Consider the following 17,234-nt stretch of genomic DNA (forward strand, 5'->3'; position numbering starts at 1 on the left):
ATTACTCGTTTATGTCGGAGTCGTTCCACTTGAACCAGCGGACGGCGTTGGGCGAGTTATAGTCGCTGCCAAAAGCGGCGCGGATTTTGCTTTCGACGTGCCCGTCCAGCCACGCCACGTTGGCATTGCCGTTGTGGTGGGTGCCGACGCCGTACCAGTAGTTGGTGTTGCTGGTGCTGACGCCCGCGCCGGTGAATGGCGCGTAGGAGCGGCGTTCCTGGTAGCTTGCGTCCTGGCCGTAGGTCAGATTGCCGTCCATGGCGATGGCCTGTTCGCTGGGGCTGTGTTGCAGACTCGCAAAATGCCGCGGTTCGCAGGAGTTGTTGGCGGTCGCCGCTGGCGAGCTCAGTTGGGTCCGGCTGGAGTACCAGTTCGACACGTAGTTGTTGGGGCATTGGCCGCGCCGGTTCGACCAGCCGTAGGTATTCACCTGCGACGGGCAGTTGTAGGTCTTGTCCATCGCCTTTTCAATGGCGTCGCGATTGCCGGTGGACAGCGCAATGCCTTTTTCCAGGGCGGCGAGGACGTGGAACCAGCGCAGGCCGTCCGTGCTGACTGCCACGGACCCCGGCGTTCGGAACATGAAATTCGGCGGCAGGTGCTCGCCGTAGTCGTCCGAGTACATGAGCATCTTCATGCCGAGCTGCTTGAGGTTGCTGGAGCAGGAGATGCTGCGGGCTTTTTCCCGCGCCTTGGCCAACGCCGGCAGTAGCATCGCCGCCAAAATCGCAATAATCGCGATGACCACCAGCAATTCGATCAAGGTGAAAAAACGCTTTTTCATGACGCAGGGCCTCCCGTGTTACGCTTGCAGAACGCAATCCACACAAAAACAGCTACTTCAATTCTACAGTGAGGGGGCGGTCAGCACAAGATGGCGCGATAGGGTTTGTTCGGTTGCCGGCTGAATCAATGTGAAAATTTTACATGGCGTGACCGATGGCTCTTGTGCAGGGGGCTTCTTTCTTGTCATCGCGGACGGATCGGACGGATCGGACGGATCTTTTGTCTTTTGTCGCGGACGGATCGGTCGGATCGTCGACTAGGCTGGTTCCTTTGGCGCCGCAAGTAAGCGCCCGCCGGGATGCGGGTAGGGCATCGGGCGGGCGCAGGAGGAGGGGTGTGGGGAGCTTGCCGGGCTCAGGTTAATCGTCGGCGCCGGTATAGGTGGGCACCCAGAATTTGCTGTTGGTTGCGGGGGCGACGGGATAAGCGGGGGTGCCGCGCCAGGTGTTGTTGCCGACGTGGCCGTCACAGAAGGCGACGTTGGTGACGCCGTTGTGGCGGAAGCTGACTTTTTGCTGGTCGTAGTCGGCTGCCGACGTGGCCTTGTCGTGCAAATCAATGCAGTAAGGCTGGGTCGAATTCGATTCACCTTTGCGTTTCCCGGAACTGCCGGGGTAGGCATCCATGAAGAGTGCGGTTTGGGCGGGGGCGACGAAGGCGGCGTCGGCAACTTTGGCTGTTTTGTAGTTCATGCCGTAGTGATGGGCGTAGAAGTCCCATTTGCCATTCCACTTGGTGTTGGAGCAGCTGCCGCAGTTGTAGCTTTTGATATCGCCGACGTGGGGGTAAATCAGCACAAACCAGTACATGTTGGTGCCGGTTTTGACTTGCCCAGCCGGGTCGGTAAAACTCCGGTTGCCATCGTAGTGGGTCAGCCCGCCGGGATTTTCATCGATGTACATGCGGGCGGCCAAGCCGAGCTGTTTGAGGTTGCTGACGCAGCTGATGGCGCGGGCCTTCTCACGCGCCTTGGCCAAGGCCGGCAGCAGCATGGCCGCCAAAATGGCGATGATCGCGATGACGACTAACAACTCAATCAGGGTGAAAAGACGCTTGTTTTGCTTCTGCATGGGTCAATCCTCAGCAAAGACGTTCGTTATAGTGGCAAGATAAAGCTTGTTTGGTGAAAGAATCCGGTGGCTTTGGCTGGACTGTCGGCGTGATTCGTCTGATGGGCTAGGTCAGCAATCCAAGCAGACAGCGTAGAACTTACCCTTCCCAGAAATGAACCGTGCAAGATAATTGCTTGTAGTACAAGGTGCAAGTAAAGTTTCTCCATTTTGTCACCGTAATGGTAATCGGTCAGTGTACACCCCGGCGCTTCGCTGGGACAATTTGCAGGAAACCCACGGCCCGCCGCCGCCCAGCCATCCGACCTTGATTTCCGCCGACCTTTACGACAGCGTGTTTCATAGGAGCCATTGATAATGGCGGCCAGACATGCCGCCGATGTCAATCCCAGGTAAGCAAGTGAGTTCCATTGCCTCTTTGGCCCCAGTCAGCTTCGCCGACTGGGGCCAAAGAGGCCGAGGAACACGAACATGGTCGCCGTTGTCCCCAGGGCGGCGCACGCTTTCAGCGTGCTTGCCCTGGGCTGGTATGTTTCGCGCTTTCAGCGCTTCTGCCGCTTCGCGGCCAGGGAAACGGGCGCGTTTGACTCAGCCAGAAGCTCTATGGCTCAATTCTCAATGGGTGACCGATTACCCGTAATGGGCGCGATGGTGGTAAAGAGTGAAGGAGTAGGTGGTCATGGCTGACAAGATCAAGCTGGGAGTGTACGGCGCGGGTCGGGGCGAACATCTGGTTGCCAGCGCGGAGGTCAATGGTTTTGAGCTGACGGCGATTTGCGACCGCAGCGAGCCGTTGTTGCGGCGGGCGAAGAAGAAGTACGGCGACCGGCATATTGCGTTTTACCGCGATTACGATGAATTTCTTGCGCACGATTTTGATGCCGTGATTGTGGCCAATTACGCCACGGAGCACGCCGACGCGGTGATCAAGGCGTTGGCGTCGGGCCGGCATGTGATGAGCGAGTGCATGGCGATGTTCACGATGGCTGAGGGCGTGCGGCTGGTCGAGGCCGTGGAGCGCTACGGCAAGGTGTATTTTTTCGCGGAGAATTATCCCTTTATGCGGCAGAATCTCGAGATGGCGCGCTTGTACCAGAGTGGCGACATGGGGCGTTTTTTGTATGGCGAGGGCGAGTACATCCATCCGGCGACGGTGGACCAACGGGTGTCGTTGATGTCGGGTCCGGAGCACTGGCGCAGTTGGTTGCCGGTGACCTACTACTGTACGCATTCCATGGGGCCGGTGATGCTGATTACGGGTACGATGCCGGTGCAGGTCAACGGCCTGATCGTTCCCCACGACTACGACGATGTCCACCAGAATGGCCTGGGCTCAATCAAGATGGACGACTGCATGAGCATTCTCATGTGCACGATGGACAACGGCGCCTTGGCTAAGATCATGCCCTGTGCCAAATTGAAGGACCACGGCAACCGCTGCCGCATCTGCTGCAACAAGGGTAGCATGGAATGGGGGCAGGGCCACGATGGCATCCTCCGGGTCCACCGCGAGCCTTTCGACTGCCCGGAAGGGACGGCTCCCAATGCGTGTTACCATCCCGGCTGGCCCGAGGGCTTCGAGGACGCCGGCAGCCAGGGCCACGGCGGTGGCGATTACTTCACGACATACTATTTTGCGCAGGCGATTCGGGAGGGCAGCAAGCCGAAGATCGACGTCTATATGGCGACGGCGATGACCGCCATCGGCATCCAGGGCTACAAGTCGGCATTGCAGGGCGGCGTGCCCATGGAAGTGCCCGATTTCCGCAAACCGGAGGTCCGTGACCGCTACCGCCACGACGAGTGGAATCCCGATCCGGCGCGCCATCGTGAGGGCTACCCGCCATCAAGTGTGCTGGGCAAGATCGATGTCAGCGATGAAAGCCTGGCGATCTTCGCAGCCAAACGCAAAGCCTACGAAGAACGCCTGTAAACGCTGCGGCGGGCGGCGGCACGGCGGGGTTCTTATTCAGACGACGTCGATGAGTCGGGCGTCACCGGCGTAGCCGGCGCCGGTGACGATTTGTGGCGTGCTGCCGAAGAGGACGTCCTCGTAGTTGAAGTGCAGGTGACCGGTCAGCAGGGCTTTGACCAGCGGCTGCGCCTTCAGGTAGCGGACGAATTCGCGGGTGGGTTCGTCGGCGCGTTGTTGTTTGATGCGGTGTTCGCTGTAGTCGCTCATGAGTTCCGGGGGGCAGTCGCAGACGTAAGCGCATTCTTTTTTGCGGCTGACCATCATTTCTTGGTAGAGGTCGGGCGTGTAGATGGGGTTGTGGAGCATGAGGATGATCGGGTAGCCCCTGGCGACTTCGGTTTTGAAGAGCGCCAGCTGCTCTTCGCTGAAGAGGTAGTAGCCGTTGTCGATGGCGACCAGGTTCAGGCCGCCGATGAGCCGCGATGCGAAAGTGAGGTCGTTTTTGAACGCGGCCTGCACGCGGTCGTAACTCTGGCGTTTGTAGGCTTCGTCCTCAAAGGCCTCGCCGACGTAGAGACTGAATTCGTGATTGCCTACGGCCATGAAGTAATCGACCTGGGCCAGTTTTTCCTTGCCGACCTCGATATTGCGGTAGGAGACGAAGTCGAGGAGGTCGCCGGTGTGCAGGAACAGATCGCAGTGTTCCTTGGCGTAGGCGATCATCTCGTCCAAGAATACCGTGCAGCGGTTGGAATCGCCCTCGAAGGCGCGATGGCGTTTGGCGGCCAGGTCGCGCTTGCGATCGTTGTCGCGGTCATCGACGTAGGTGAGGTGATTGTCGGTGCTATGGAGGAATGACAGCGGCTTGGGGAGGCCGATGTCGAGGCGGGTGCGGGTGATCTTCATGCTGTGCTAAAACCTGGATTTGTTGGGTTAGGGTTGAAGACGGACAATGCGGGTCTCGCCAAAACGCAGCTCGAGCCGCAGAGTTGCTTGCGCGGTGGAGGTTAACGCCTGGCCATTGAGCGCGTCGAAAACCATGGCTGCCTGCGGCAGACGCAGGGTGACCGGGCCCTCGTGGGTCGCGTGGACGAGGACGTTCACGCCATCGCTGTAGAGGACGCATTCGTCGTCCGTGTAGAGATGCACGCCGGCCCGCCGTGCGGCGAGGCGCAAGAGTTCGCGGGGAAGCTGCGGCGTCGCGCAGAAGAGCGAGTTGCCGCGGAGGACGACTGCGGCCGAGCCATCGGGCCAGCTGGCCAGGACGTCGTCTGCCGGCGCGGTCTGGACGGCAAATAGCAGCGGCGTATCTTTGCGCACGGCCCATTCGGCGGGCAAGCCGAGTTCGCGGCCGCGGTCGGTCGCGAGGACGGTCTCGGGGCTGGCATCGCCTTCCAGGCGCGTCAGTGCGAAGCCGGTCAGATCCTGCGACGCGGTGAGAGCGATGCCCCGCGCGGGATCAATCACCGCCGGCGCGTGGCACCACAGCGCGAATTTGCCGGCGAGGGCCTGCCTCAGCTGCTGGCGCTGTTCGGCGCTCATCACCCAGGGATTCTGCAGGACGACGAGGCGGCTATCGACGCGGCCGGCGAGGACGTCGTCCAGAAAGTACTGGCCGTATGGCGCGCCCATGCGGGCGAAGGCGTGGCGGCTTTGCGCGAGCAGCGGCTGGGTGACCGCGTGGCCCTTGTTGGTGTAGATGGCGGAATACTCGTCGAACACGGAGGCGACGGGCGGTGCGTAGGGACGCGGCTGAGACAACTTGGCCTCTTCCATGGGCGCGAGCGCCTGCATGTCGGCCCAGAGGGCGGGATCGGCGTACCAGGCGTTGCGCATGAGGTCCATCCACCAGCAGGCGAGGTTGCGGATGATTTCCTGGCCGGTGTTGCGCAGGAGAATCTGCCGCGACTCCCACTGGTTGCCGGCGTGGTATCTGAGGCCGCCGAGGCTGCCGCCGGCGGCTAGATGGGTGCGGGTGTCATCTTCGTAGAGCCAGAGCTTGCCGGCGCGCATGACCGACTCGGCGGCGATCATGGCGTGGCCCCCGCCGCCGAGTTCGCGGTCGAAGTAGGAGACCGGCGAGCAGAGAATGTCGATATCCGGCGATGCGAGCAGCTTGCGGGCGGCCAGGTGACCACAGGCGCTCATGCGGCCCATGCTGGCGAATTCGTAGCCGTAGCCGAAGAAGAAGACGGAGAGACGCTGGCCTTGGCTGGCGGTGCGGACGGTGCGGGCCAGCTCCAGGACGGCGTCGGCCATGTCGTCCTGGAGGAAGAGATTGTGGTCGATGACGGGCTGGGCCGCGCCGGGGATCAGGAGCATGCCGTAGCTTGCCGCGTCGCGTCGTTCCTGCGGGGTGGGCGTTTTGGCGCTGGCGAGGGTGACTTGATGGTCGCGCCATGCCTGCTGCAGCGCCGCGTCATTGGCGTATTTGCGGGCGACCCAATCGCGGAAAGCCGCTTCCTCCACGGGCGAGTAGCCGTGGAAGTCCTGTTGCCAGCTGTCCTGATAGAACCACTCGCCGGTGTTCTGGCCGCAGGGGTGATAGCCGGCCATGTTATCGGGGTAGTGTTCCTCCAGATAGGCGATGACCTGATTCAGCTGTGCGCAGGCATCGCGGCGCCAGGCGCGTGATGACACGCTGAAGGTGCGGGGGTGCTCACGGCCGTTTTCGCGCCATTGCATGACGTCATCGGGGTGTTCCTGGTACCACCAGGTGGGCGGCGCCATGCCGAAGCGGGGGACAATTTTTGCCTTGGCGTTGACCTGCAGAATCTGGCGCATGGCCATGTCCACGCCGCTCCAGTCGGGCGCCTCGCCCGGTTTGGGCCAGGGCATGGGGCAGGGCGGCGAGACGAAATCGACGCCGACGGCCGCGGCCATGGCCACCTGCTGCTGGAAACGGCCGTCGCCCATCATGGTGATGAAGGACGGCGACGCCGGCCGATAGACGCCCAGCGTCAAGGTGGTGGCCGTGTCCGCTTTCAGCCAAAAGCGGATTTTGTAGCGATGGCCTTCCTGCAAATTCATCGTGGTGGCCCTGGTGTAGACGTGGAAGTCCGGCCAGACGGCGCCGGCGGGCGGGTTCTTGATGGCGATTTTCAGGGCGGCGGTGCCGTCAGCGCCGCCGTTGGGATCGACGCTGACGGCGCCGACGGTGTTGCGTTCGTCTGGCGGGAAAAAGGTCCAGCCGTCCGGGATGGGGCCAGTGGCCTTATCGAAGTCGTCAAGGGGCATGAGCGCCGATCCGTCGGTGATGTCCAGCACTTCGAAGCGGTCCAGCCAGATGGTGGTCGGTTTGCGATCGAAACGGAAGTGGAAAGTTAGGGTTTTGTTGCCGCTTTCGAGGGGCATGCGCTCCACGTCGATGACTTGCTCGCCCTGCCTGATGGCAATGCTTGAGGTGGTGGGACCGCCCCAGAACCAGCGCGGACGCACCGCCGTGCCGCCGACCTGGATTTGCGGTACGCCATCACGAACGGCGACGCGGATGTCGGCGCCAAAGGCGCTGAAGCAACACAAGGCCAGCACGGTGTTGGTGAAACGCATGAATGTCTCCCTAGTTACTGCTCGTGAATGACGCGGTGAAATGGCTCCCCGGCGACACCAGGCGTAAAACCATACTGGCATCGGCCACGATTTCAACGGCGCCGCGCCTGCGGAATGGCGTTTGGCACTGGCGGCAAAGGGCCCGTGGCGGGTTATAGTTTTGTCACTTTTTCGCGTCGTGGTCATTTGCTGAACGAGCCGCTTGCGTGGAGCGTTTGGCGTTTGAGAGCTATTTCATTGCCGAAAGGAAGGCGTCGTCAATCCATGTGCCCGACCAACCACTCCTCGTTGTGCCGACTGCTGCCCCTGCTGTTGGCTGCCGATTGTTGTTTTGCGGCGGCCGCCACGACCTGCTACGGCGCCAAAGTGGCGAAAGCCACACATGCCGATACGGCGGCGCCGACGCTCGTGCTGACTGACGGTTGGCGCCTGCGCGAGGGCGAGGCCTTCACCGGCGTGAATATCCGCGAGTACTTCTTCACCGTCGAGGCCGACGGCGCCGCGCTGCCGCCGCCACGCGTGCAGCTCAGCTGGCCCGGCGTGGCGATTGGCGAGGTGTACGGCGGTAAGGACGTGGCCAGGACGGCCGATGGTGCGTCGTTCCTGGTGACGGCCAGCCGCACACCCACGGGCTTCACGACGTCGTTGCCGCGCCAGGGCGCCGTGCAGATGGGGATTTTCCATAATCTCGAAGGCATGCAGGCCGGCGCTTATCGCGACAAGCCCTACCCGGCGACGCAAATTCAGGCGCAGCTGAATTATCTCTTCGCCGCGCGGGACATGATGCGCGAAATGGGCTTCGCCGATGCGCCGGCCGCTGTCGACGGCGTTATCAACCTCTACGGCTTCGAAACCAATTTTCCCAATGGTCATGTGGATGCGCCGCCGCATTTTCACATCATGCTGATGTGGAATGCCTGGCAAGACAACCACGTGTGCCATTTTATCCTTGACGACGCCGGCAAGATCGTCCGCAACGACCACTGGGTTAATGAAAACGGCAAACGGAACGCCGCCCAAAGCGGCCCCAAGCCGCTTGGCGCCAGCACCGACATGCCCGACCGCAGCGGCGCCGTGCGCTTTGTTCTGCGTATGCTGGCGGATGGCACCGGGCTGGAAATGACGGTGCCCGGTAAGGACAAGCAGGCGATGATCCGCAGCGACGACCCCGCCCGCGCCGTCATCTGCTACACGCGCCCAAACGCCGCCAGCGACTGGCAGGCCGTGGCGACGGTCACGGTCCGCGACGATGCCGCCACTGGTCTCCTCGCCGTCACCCGTGACGTCAATGGCCAGACCACCCGCGAGGAATGGCGCTACGCCCCCCACACCGGCCGCATCCTGACCAACGCGCCATAGGGTACTTGCCGCAAAGACGCCACGGCTGCTGCCGTAACGTCTTTGCCTGCGAGCTCACGATGACGGAAGACGAAGCGTGGCTCTCCATTTGCTGGGGCTTACCATTCCGGGCTGTTGTCCCACTGCTGGAGCTGATCTGCGAGGGCGGCCAGGACGGTGTCTTCAAGATCGGTGAAGTGCGGCAGCAGGGCCTGGTAGCTGTCGGCCTGGACGAATTTGGCTTCCACGTGGCCGTCGGCGTAGCAGATGTTGAGGTTATTTTTGTGATTGCCGAGCCGTTCGATGATGATTGGCGCGGTTGATGGTCTGGTCATTTTGTCGGGTGAGAATGGGTAGATGACCATGCGGTATGCGGGGCGGGTGTCTTCTGGTGGCAATGACGGGCAGTGGGAGACCTTGTCGTTGCCGACGTAGGGAACGAGCAGGTCCATGCTTGGCGGGGGCATGCCGTTATTCGCATCGCAGTAGAGGAGATACGCCAGGCCTAATTGTTTGAGATTGCCGACGCAGCTGACTTGTCGGGCTTTTTCGCGCGCCTGGGCTAACGCGGGGAGGAGCATCCCTGCGGGAATGGCCATGGTCACGCCCATAAAGAGAAAGACGACCAGCAGGATGGCGCCAATGCCGAGGCAGCCGAACTTGCTGTCAAAAGGCCGGCCTTCGCTGTCGGCATTGACGGTGCAGATTTCGACCAGTGTCCAGATGAAAACCCCCAGGGGAACGACGAGGGTCCAGAACAGCAGGATGGTAAGTATCAGCTTGATCAGTCCGCGTTTGCTGTGGCCACTGTAGAAATTGTGGACGCCGAGGGCGCCGAAGAGAATGCCGAGGATGCAGTAGGCCAGGCGGCTCTTCGGCGAGGGCTGCGCGCCCATACCGCCGCCGCCGGGGAGGGAGCCGGGGCCGAGAGTGCCGGGAGTTGGCGCGGCCAGCGGCGCGTTCGCCGGCGCGTCGACCAGTGGGCCCTGGCATTTCATGCATGTGTAGCTTGCCGGAGACAGGTGGTCTTCGATCTCGTAGTACTGTTTGCAGGCCTGACAGTAGATCTTCTTCATGGCGTGATGTCCCCTATTCGTTGGTTGTGACTGGCGCGGGGGGAAAAAGGATGCGGCACTGAAGAACGCGTGAAATATGGCGCCGGGGAGCAAATAGGACAAGGAGCGCCGTGAAAAAACACCAAGCAGGGCGCAAAGGCACAGGAAAGGGAAGACATATCGTTCCATTGCCTCTTTTGCCCCAGTCAGCTTCGCCGACTGGGGCAAAAGGGGCCGAGGAACACGGATCATACTGGCGCTCTACCCAGGGCGGCGCACGCTTTCAGCGTGCTTGCCGTGTGCCCGGCATGGGCGAGAACGATCCCCCACTCCCATAGAATCTGCGGATTAGAGGAGGCTTGGGGACTCATTGAGTGACAACAAGAGTAGCGAAAGGCAAGCAGGCGCCCGCGAGGGCGTTAGGTGAAAGAAGCCCTGGCAACGGCACGACCGCAGGAATACGAACGGACAGTGAGGCATGGCGTGGGCGATGAGCGTGCTGGTAAACGCGAAATCCAACAGTCACCGAAAGACACGCAGTGTAGAGTCCGGCGGCACGGGCCAATTACGTTCTCGCACCTTACCCGGGGATATCTCCAGCGTGAGAGCGCTGGAGAAGTCAGCAGAGGCCATAGTAGCGTAGAAGCTGTTGAAAGGCAGTGGAGCGAAGGGCCGAAGAACAGGAAACGCAACGATGGACAAACTCGCCAAGGAAGCGAATAAGGAAGATGCAACCACTGAAACGGCTGGGACGACTGGCTGGGACGGCGGGCCGGTGGCGGCGAAGCAATGGATGTGTGGAACCAAGACGGGTATCAACCGTAGTTTTCGAGGCGGAGAATGAACATGTCAGACGTGCGTAACGAACCAATCCAAGCAACAGCACCAGGCCCGAGCCTGGAGGAGGTGTTGAACAACGAGAACGTATGGGCGGCGTGGAAGGCGGTCAAAGCCAACGACGGCGCGCCCGGAGTCGATGGGATGGACGTGCAGAAGACTGCCGAACACCTGCGGAAGCATGGTCAGGAGATATGGGAGAAGGTCCGACAAGGGACGTACATCCCGGGAGCCATCCTGGCTGTGGAAATACCAAAGGCAAACGGCGGCACGCGCAAACTAGGCATTCCCAATGTACAGGACCGGCTGATCCAACAGGCACTTCACCAAGTGCTGAGCTTACGGTGGGAACCTCTTTTCAGCAACAGCAGCTACGGCTTTCGGCCCAATCGGAGCGCGCACGACGCGATCCGCCGGGCGCGCGAGATCGTCATGTCAGGACGGATTTGGGTGGTGGACATCGACTTGAAGAGCTTCTTCGACGAAGTCAACCACGACATCCTGATGCGCGAGCTGCGTAAAGAGGTTACCGACAAACGAATACTGAAGCTGATCGGCCGATACCTGACCGCCCCGATGGTGGAGAAAGACGGTACCCGAACCAAGCGAACGAAAGGCACGCCGCAAGGCGGTCCTCTGTCGCCTCTGCTGGCGAACATTTATCTGACCCCGCTGGACCAGGAACTGGAGAAGCGGCAGCTGCCGTTTACCCGGTACGCGGACGACGTGGCCATCTATGCCGGAAGCCGCCGGGCGGCCGAACGCATTCTGTCAGATATCATCGAATGGATCGAGACGAAGCTGAAGATCCCTGTCAATCGGGACAAAAGCAAAAGCGGGAAAAGTGATGACACGGCTTATCTGGGTATCACCGTGCACTCTGACGGTGAAATGGAAGTGGAAACCAAACGGATCGAGCGCATGAAAACCAAGGTCCGTATGCTGTGGGACGCCAGGCAGAGTCTGACGAGCGAGCAACTACGGGACCAATGGCGGAAATTCGCCACGGGCTGGTGGAACTACTTCCAGATAGCAACCGAAAGACGCAATGTCGGCGACACGGCAAGCTGGATAAGGAGGCATATAAGAAAATGCTTCTGGATACGCTGGCACTCCACCGCCGGTAGAACGAAGGCGCTGGTTGTACTCGGAATAACAGGAAGACTACTGGAATCGGCCAAATCATCACGAGGCGCCTGGCGTATGGCGAAAACACCGGTCATGCACACAGCGCTGAGCAACAAAACCATGGACAGATACGGTCTCATTGTGCCTTGGAGCGTTTAACCGGTCATAAAAGAACCGGTGCTGTTCAACCGCCGGATGCGGAAAACCGCATGTCCGGTGGTGTGGAAGGGCGCGGGGCGAAATCCCCGTTGCCCCATCCGATCAATCGAATGACGCGCGTGACCGTTCTTGGGTCGGGTGAGGCGCTGACCTCAGCGAGGGTGCGGGCGAGACGCCCGCACCACAATCGAATGACGCGCGTGACCGTTCTTGGGTCGGGTGAGGCGCTGACCTCAGCGAGGGCGCGGGCGAGACGCCCGCACCACAATCGAATGACGCGCGTGACCGTTCTTGGGTCGGGTGAGGCCGCACCCGAGTTTTACCAAACTTCAGGCCGCCGGGACGGCGGCGCTCCCAGGGCGGTCACATTATAGTGTCATTGTCCATCCAGTCCATCCAGTCCATCCAGTCCATCCAGTCCATCATAGACGGAAATAATCACTTTGAGGCATTCAATCAAGACAGCGGGGCAGTCGGGGCCTATATTGACGTTTGTTTGTGGCGAAGATGCGTCCTGTGTGGCACCATTGTGTCATTGCGGTCCTCGCCGTCAGCGTCAGCGACGACTTTTATTGTAGTAATTCCAACAGCAAGGAGAAGACGACATGCGTCCCCTAGTGATTGCGAGTATGCTATTGTTTCCGGTGTTGGGCCACTGTGCGCAGCGGTCGGTGTTGGAGAGATCGCGGGCGATACCGATGGCGGCCGAGGTCGACCTCGTGGTGGTTGGCAGCAGCGTCGGGGGTATTGCGGCGGCGACAGCGGCGGCCGAGGCCGGACTGAAGGTCTTTGTGGTAGCGCCGCGGATGTATTTGGGCGAGGACCTCTGCGCGCCGTATCGGCTGTGGCTGGCGCCGGGCGAAGAGCCGGACACGCCTATGGCGCGGGCGATCTTTTCGGATCCCACCGCCGAGCGTGGCGAGATGTTTACGTATGAGGCGTCTTTGCCGTCCCAGGACAAGCACAAGGACAGCACGCCGCCGCGGCTGCTCAATGACGGCCAGTGGGATTCGGCGGTCAATCAGAGTGTGGAATACGGCGGCGATGTCAGTGTCGTCTGTGATTTGGGCAGCGTGCAGTCCTTGCGGGAAGTGCGGGCGAGGGTTTATCAGGCGCCGCGCAATTACGCCGTGCGGACGGTGGTCGTGGCAACCAGCACGGACGGCACGGCCTGGCAGCCGGCGGGGGAAATCCAGAATGACGGCTACAACACGGCCAGCTACTTTGACGCTGCTCTGACCCTGGCGTTGCCGGTGACAGTGCGCGCGCGCTACGTTCGTTTTGAGTTGCGCAAATGCGAGCAATCGAAACGCCTGCTCGTGGGCGAGTTGCAGGTTTTTGTGGAGAAGGCGCCGGATCCGCAGGCTGCGGAGCGGGTTTTCAATACCACGCCGATGTTGGTGAAGAGTTCGTTGGAAGAGTCACTGATTGCGGCCGGGGCGCAGTTCGTGTATGGGTCGCCGGCGACGGAAGTCCTGCGGGACGACTCGGGGCGACTGGCCGGCGTGGTGATAGCCAATCGCGCTGGGCGGCAGGCCATCAAGGCCAAGGCCGTGTTGGATGCGACGGGCCTGGCGTGGTTTGCCCGGCAGGTCGGCGCGAAAGTCGCCGGGCGGTCCTCGGGCGAGCAGCTTTTCCGGCGGGTGGTGTTTGGCGGCGAGCCCTGCAGCGGCGCGGGCATTGAGTCCTGCCGGCGGGTGCCGTTGCGGGTGCCTGTGGGCGGCGAAGGCCCGGCGGCCTACGGCGATGGCGGTTTCGGCAACACCGTGCAGAAGATCAATGGTCCGATGATGGACGCCCATCCCGAAGCCTACGAGTACACTCTGCGCCTGCCTTTGGCGGACAGCTCTTTCGCCGCCTGGGCGGCGGCTGAACAGCTGGCGCGCGATCTGACCTTTGATGCCAAGCAGGTGGAAGAATCTGAACTGCTGCTGCCTTTGCAGACTGAGCAGATTGATGCCGCCGGCATCGCGGGCTACTACCTGGCGCCGACGGTGGACGGGTCGTCCATACTGGCGACGATCCGTGCGGGCAGCGTGCTGGGTGCGGATATCGCCAAGGCGCTGGCGCCGCAGACGGCGCCAACGGGCGTGCGGGTGGCTGGGTTGCCGGCGACGCAGGCGACGGAGCGCGCCGGTGAGCTGCGCGAGACCCTCGGTGGCTTCCGGCCAATGGCTGAGCCGGGCGAGACCGTGCCTTCGCCGGAGTCGGCTTTGCCGGTGCTGGGCGAGTACGACGTGGTCGTGGTCGGTGGTGGCACCAGCGGCGCGCCGGCAGCCATCAGTGCAGCGCGTGCTGGGGCCCGGACCCTCGTGGTGGAGTACCTCCATGCGCTGGGCGGCACGGGCACCGTCGGCCTCATCGGGATTTATTGCGCGGGCTACCGCGAGGGCTTCACCGCCGAAGTGGACCGCGGCATCAAGGCGATTGGCTCGCCGACCTACGTGGTGGGCAAGCAGGAGTACTGGCGGCGGGAAATCCGGCAGGCCGGCGGCGACATCTGGTTCGGCGTTCTCGGTTGCGGCGCCTATCGCGTGGGCGACAAAGTCGCCGGCGTGATCGTGGCCACGCCGGAAGGCCGTGGCGTCGTGCTGGCGAAAGTCGTGATCGACGGCAGCGGCAATGCCGACGTGGCCACTGCCGCCGGCGCGGAAGTGGCCTACAACAGCGCCGACGACGAAGCTATGCAGGGTTCGGGGCTGTGTTACCGGGCGCCTGGCGCCAGCTATATCAACACCGACTGGACCTACGTGGACGAAGTGGACATGGTCGATGTCACGACCGTGATGATTGCCGCCAAACGCAAATTCCGCAGCGCCTACGATCTCTGCCAGCTGATCGACACGCGCGAGCGCCGGCGCATTGTCGGCGACCTGACGCTGGATCCGCTGGACATCATCAACCAGCGGCGTTTTCCGGACACGATCCAGATCAGCCAAGGGGGCAAGCTGGATAAGCACGGCGCGCCCGTGCATCCGTACTATTTTGTGAACAACCACCGCGGTGGCCTGTCCTACACGCCTTATCGCTGCATCCTGCCTCGGGGACTTGATGGCCTGCTGGTGGTCGGCCTGGGTCTGAGCGCGCATCGCGACGCGATTCCGTCGGTGCGCATGCAGCCCTGTCTGCAGAATCTGGGTTATGCCGCCGGTCGGGCAGCGGCCATGGCCGCCAAGGGCGATCTGCCGACGCGCGGCATTGATCTGAAGGCCTTGCAGGCGCACCTGGTGGAGATCAAATGCCTGACGCCGGATGTGCCGGAGCACGTTGATTCCTATCCGCTGCCCAGCGCCGAGCTGGAAGCTGCCGCCCGTCAGCTGGCCGAGAAGGACTACGCGAAGCTCGGGCTGCTGATGGCCGACGTGGAGCGGTCGCTGCCGCTATTGCGCGCGGCATACGCTAGCGCGGCGACGCCGGAGGGAAAACTGCGCGTGGCGCATATCCTCGGCATGCTTGGCGACGGCACGGGCATTGAGACGCTCATTGCGGTCATTGGCGGCACGGAGGACTACGGCGAGGAGAATATCTCGTATTACTTCCCCAATATCACTTGGCTGGATAGCTATATCCTCGCGGCCGGTTTCAGTCGCGATCGGCGGGCGCTGCCCGTACTGCACGCGCGGGCCGAGAAGCTCTTCAGCCAGGCGAGTGGCGAGTGGAAGCACGTGCGCTCCATGCTGATGGCCTTGGAAGCGCAGGGCAGCAAGGAGTCGCTGCCGCTGGTGGCGGCGTACGCGAAGAAGTCGGGGCGTATCCGGCCGGCGATCCGGGACGTGATCACCGATGTACGCCAACGCAATCGCAGCGGCAGCTTGGAACTGGTGGTGTCGCGCGTGCTCTATAATCTCGGCGACAGCGACGGCTTCGCCGAAGCCGTGCTGCACGACTTCAGCCAGGATGTCCGCGGGCATTATCGCCGCCATGCGCTGGCCGTACTGGCGCAGGGGCCCGGGAAGGCACTTCGGCCGTAACACGGTGAGGGCGAGAGGGCAAGGGAAGGCGGGGAAGAGAAGGGTAAGTTTGCGGGAGGGGAAGGGCCATTGGCCCTTACCCTCCCGCGCCCTCCCTATCCCATTTCTGGCCAATAGGTTGCGGCGAGTCGCTGGCGCGAATAAGACTCGGAAGGGGGAGATAGGACAGGAAGGAAAGCTGGGGTTCCATTGCCTCTTTGGCCCCAGTCAGCTTCGCCGACTGGGGCCAAAGAGGCCGAGGAACACGGTCATAATGGGCGCGCTACCCAGGGCGGCGCGCGCCTTCGGCGCCGCTTGCCCTGGGCTGGTATGTTTCGCGCTTTCAGCGCTGCTGCCGCTTCGCGGCGTTGAAATGCCTGAACCAGCGGTCTTTGGTCGCGGGGGGGCTTCTGTCATTTATCGCGGACGGATCTTCTGTCATTTATCGCGGACGGATCGGACGGATCGGACGGATCGGACTGATCCGTCTATTTGATCAGTCCGATCCGTCCGATCCGTCCGATGATCCGTCGGACGATCCGTCGGATGATCAGTAGTCTTGGTGCCAGGAGAGTTCGTCGAGGACGGCTCGGGCGTTGCGGATAATGGGCTGTGGGCCGGTGGCGTGGGCGGTGTATTCGCGGAAACCGAAGGTGAGGGCGGCGCCGAGTACGGGTGCCATATAGCGCTGGATGCGGGCGAATTTGCCATTGCAGAGGTGCACGAAAGGCACCTTGAGGGACTTCTTCAGCAGGACGGTGGTGCGGAAGGCCTCGATGAGCTCGTCGTCGGTGTTGGCGCTGACCACGATTTTGGCGATATCGACGCCGCGGTTTTGGATTTCGAACATATGATCGAGGACGGCGTCGCCGGGCACGTATTCGTTGTAGATATGGGACGACATAAGCACTTCGGCGCCGAGGGCGTGCATGCGGTCGACGAGTTTCTTCTGTTTGTCGATGGCTTTTTGATCGCGGGTGAGTTCGTGTGGGGCTGGTGCGAAGAGATCGCCCATGATATCGCAGGCGGCGGCGCCGGCGTCGATGCAGCGGATCATGAGCTCGGCGCGGTCATCGTCGCTGACTTTATCGGCGCCGAGGTTACGTGAGCGGTAGCAGAGAGGCATCATGGGTCGGCCGCAGCAGTGGAAGAGCCGGGTGAGGGTTTCCTTGGTGAGGCAGTCGGGGGCCCAGGCGGCAATATCGACCATGAACGCCTCGGCGCCCTCGTGTTCGCCATTGAGGATGTTGGCGATGGTCAGTTCCGGCGTGGGTTCGATGACGATGGCGGCCAAGTAGGGCGCGTTGAGTTTGAGGAATGACGGGCGCATGCGGTGGTCCTTTCGGGGGAGGGGGAGGGTGGCGGCGGCGCGAGGCCATGAAAGCCCCGCGCATTGTTGATATTCTTTGTTTCTTTACGGCGAAGCGCTGTTATTGTACTGCATGAC

At 62.0% G+C, this 17,234-nt stretch carries 11 protein-coding genes; 5 read left to right on the forward strand and 6 right to left on the reverse strand.

Annotation, left to right across the window (positions count from 1 at the left end; genetic code table 11):
- Window position 1: 1 nt before the first annotated feature.
- A complete protein-coding gene (locus J3R75_RS10965) occupies window positions 2-784 on the reverse strand; it encodes a DUF1559 family PulG-like putative transporter (protein ID WP_307261566.1) in 783 nt (260 codons plus the stop codon).
- A 361-nt stretch (window positions 785-1,145) separates the two neighbouring features.
- Window positions 1,146-1,856, reverse strand: coding sequence for a DUF1559 family PulG-like putative transporter (locus tag J3R75_RS10970; protein WP_307261567.1), 711 nt, complete (start codon window positions 1,854-1,856; stop codon window positions 1,146-1,148).
- A 679-nt stretch (window positions 1,857-2,535) separates the two neighbouring features.
- Here J3R75_RS10970 and J3R75_RS10975 point away from each other — a divergent pair.
- Window positions 2,536-3,789 (forward strand): Gfo/Idh/MocA family protein, encoded by a 1,254-nt coding sequence (locus J3R75_RS10975; protein WP_307261568.1) that lies wholly within the window; start codon window positions 2,536-2,538, stop codon window positions 3,787-3,789.
- 36 nt (window positions 3,790-3,825) lie between these two features.
- On the opposite strand, the gene J3R75_RS10980 is transcribed toward J3R75_RS10975, so the two are convergent.
- Window positions 3,826-4,677 (reverse strand): metallophosphoesterase family protein, encoded by an 852-nt coding sequence (locus J3R75_RS10980; protein ID WP_307261569.1) that lies wholly within the window; start codon window positions 4,675-4,677, stop codon window positions 3,826-3,828.
- Between the two features lie 27 nt (window positions 4,678-4,704).
- On the reverse strand, window positions 4,705-7,320 hold the full coding sequence (locus tag J3R75_RS10985) for a beta-galactosidase (protein ID WP_307261570.1): 2,616 nt from the start codon (window positions 7,318-7,320) through the stop codon (window positions 4,705-4,707).
- 264 nt (window positions 7,321-7,584) lie between these two features.
- Here J3R75_RS10985 and J3R75_RS10990 point away from each other — a divergent pair, with 264 nt between their 5' ends.
- Window positions 7,585-8,679, forward strand: coding sequence for a hypothetical protein (locus J3R75_RS10990; protein ID WP_307261571.1), 1,095 nt, complete (start codon window positions 7,585-7,587; stop codon window positions 8,677-8,679).
- Window positions 8,680-8,777: 98 nt separating this feature from the next.
- On the opposite strand, the gene J3R75_RS10995 is transcribed toward J3R75_RS10990, so the two are convergent.
- Entirely contained in the window at window positions 8,778-9,734 is a 957-nt protein-coding gene (locus J3R75_RS10995) for an NINE protein (protein WP_307261572.1), read from the reverse strand.
- A gap of 673 nt (window positions 9,735-10,407) precedes the next feature.
- Between J3R75_RS10995 and J3R75_RS11000 the strand changes: the two genes are divergently transcribed.
- The 3 genes from J3R75_RS11000 (at window position 10,408) to J3R75_RS11010 (ending at window position 15,808) form a co-directional block, all read left to right on the forward strand.
- Window positions 10,408-10,557 carry a hypothetical protein gene (locus tag J3R75_RS11000; RefSeq protein WP_307260211.1) on the forward strand — a complete coding sequence of 50 codons (150 nt, stop codon included), beginning with the start codon at window positions 10,408-10,410 and terminating at the stop codon, window positions 10,555-10,557.
- 2 nt (window positions 10,558-10,559) lie between these two features.
- The gene (gene ltrA / locus J3R75_RS11005) at window positions 10,560-11,837 is read left to right on the forward strand and encodes a group II intron reverse transcriptase/maturase (protein WP_307261573.1); all 1,278 of its coding nucleotides are present in this window, start codon (window positions 10,560-10,562) and stop codon (window positions 11,835-11,837) included.
- A 605-nt stretch (window positions 11,838-12,442) separates the two neighbouring features.
- Window positions 12,443-15,808: an FAD-dependent oxidoreductase gene (locus J3R75_RS11010; RefSeq protein WP_307261574.1), complete on the forward strand. Its 3,366-nt coding sequence runs from the start codon at window positions 12,443-12,445 to the stop codon at window positions 15,806-15,808.
- A 529-nt stretch (window positions 15,809-16,337) separates the two neighbouring features.
- Here J3R75_RS11010 and J3R75_RS11015 read toward each other — a convergent pair.
- On the reverse strand, window positions 16,338-17,117 hold the full coding sequence (locus tag J3R75_RS11015) for a type I 3-dehydroquinate dehydratase (protein WP_307261575.1): 780 nt from the start codon (window positions 17,115-17,117) through the stop codon (window positions 16,338-16,340).
- Window positions 17,118-17,234: the final 117 nt, after the last annotated feature.

The sequence above is a fragment of the Oligosphaera ethanolica genome (assembly GCF_030814695.1).
Taxonomy (GTDB): domain Bacteria; phylum Verrucomicrobiota; class Lentisphaeria; order Oligosphaerales; family Oligosphaeraceae; genus Oligosphaera; species Oligosphaera ethanolica.

Excerpts from the sequence above, each read along its gene's own strand:
- J3R75_RS10970 (WP_307261567.1), bottom strand. The coding sequence starts at position 1,856 with ATGCAGAAGCAAAACAAGCGTCTTTTCACCCTGATTGAGTTGTTAGTC.
- J3R75_RS11000 (WP_307260211.1), top strand. The coding sequence starts at position 10,408 with ATGGACAAACTCGCCAAGGAAGCGAATAAGGAAGATGCAACCACTGAA.
- J3R75_RS10985 (WP_307261570.1), bottom strand. The coding sequence starts at position 7,320 with ATGCGTTTCACCAACACCGTGCTGGCCTTGTGTTGCTTCAGCGCCTTT.
- J3R75_RS11015 (WP_307261575.1), bottom strand. The coding sequence starts at position 17,117 with ATGCGCCCGTCATTCCTCAAACTCAACGCGCCCTACTTGGCCGCCATC.
- J3R75_RS11010 (WP_307261574.1), top strand. The coding sequence starts at position 12,443 with ATGCGTCCCCTAGTGATTGCGAGTATGCTATTGTTTCCGGTGTTGGGC.
- J3R75_RS10975 (WP_307261568.1), top strand. The coding sequence starts at position 2,536 with ATGGCTGACAAGATCAAGCTGGGAGTGTACGGCGCGGGTCGGGGCGAA.
- ltrA (WP_307261573.1), top strand. The coding sequence starts at position 10,560 with ATGTCAGACGTGCGTAACGAACCAATCCAAGCAACAGCACCAGGCCCG.
- J3R75_RS10995 (WP_307261572.1), bottom strand. The coding sequence starts at position 9,734 with ATGAAGAAGATCTACTGTCAGGCCTGCAAACAGTACTACGAGATCGAA.
- J3R75_RS10990 (WP_307261571.1), top strand. The coding sequence starts at position 7,585 with ATGTGCCCGACCAACCACTCCTCGTTGTGCCGACTGCTGCCCCTGCTG.
- J3R75_RS10980 (WP_307261569.1), bottom strand. The coding sequence starts at position 4,677 with ATGAAGATCACCCGCACCCGCCTCGACATCGGCCTCCCCAAGCCGCTG.
- J3R75_RS10965 (WP_307261566.1), bottom strand. The coding sequence starts at position 784 with ATGAAAAAGCGTTTTTTCACCTTGATCGAATTGCTGGTGGTCATCGCG.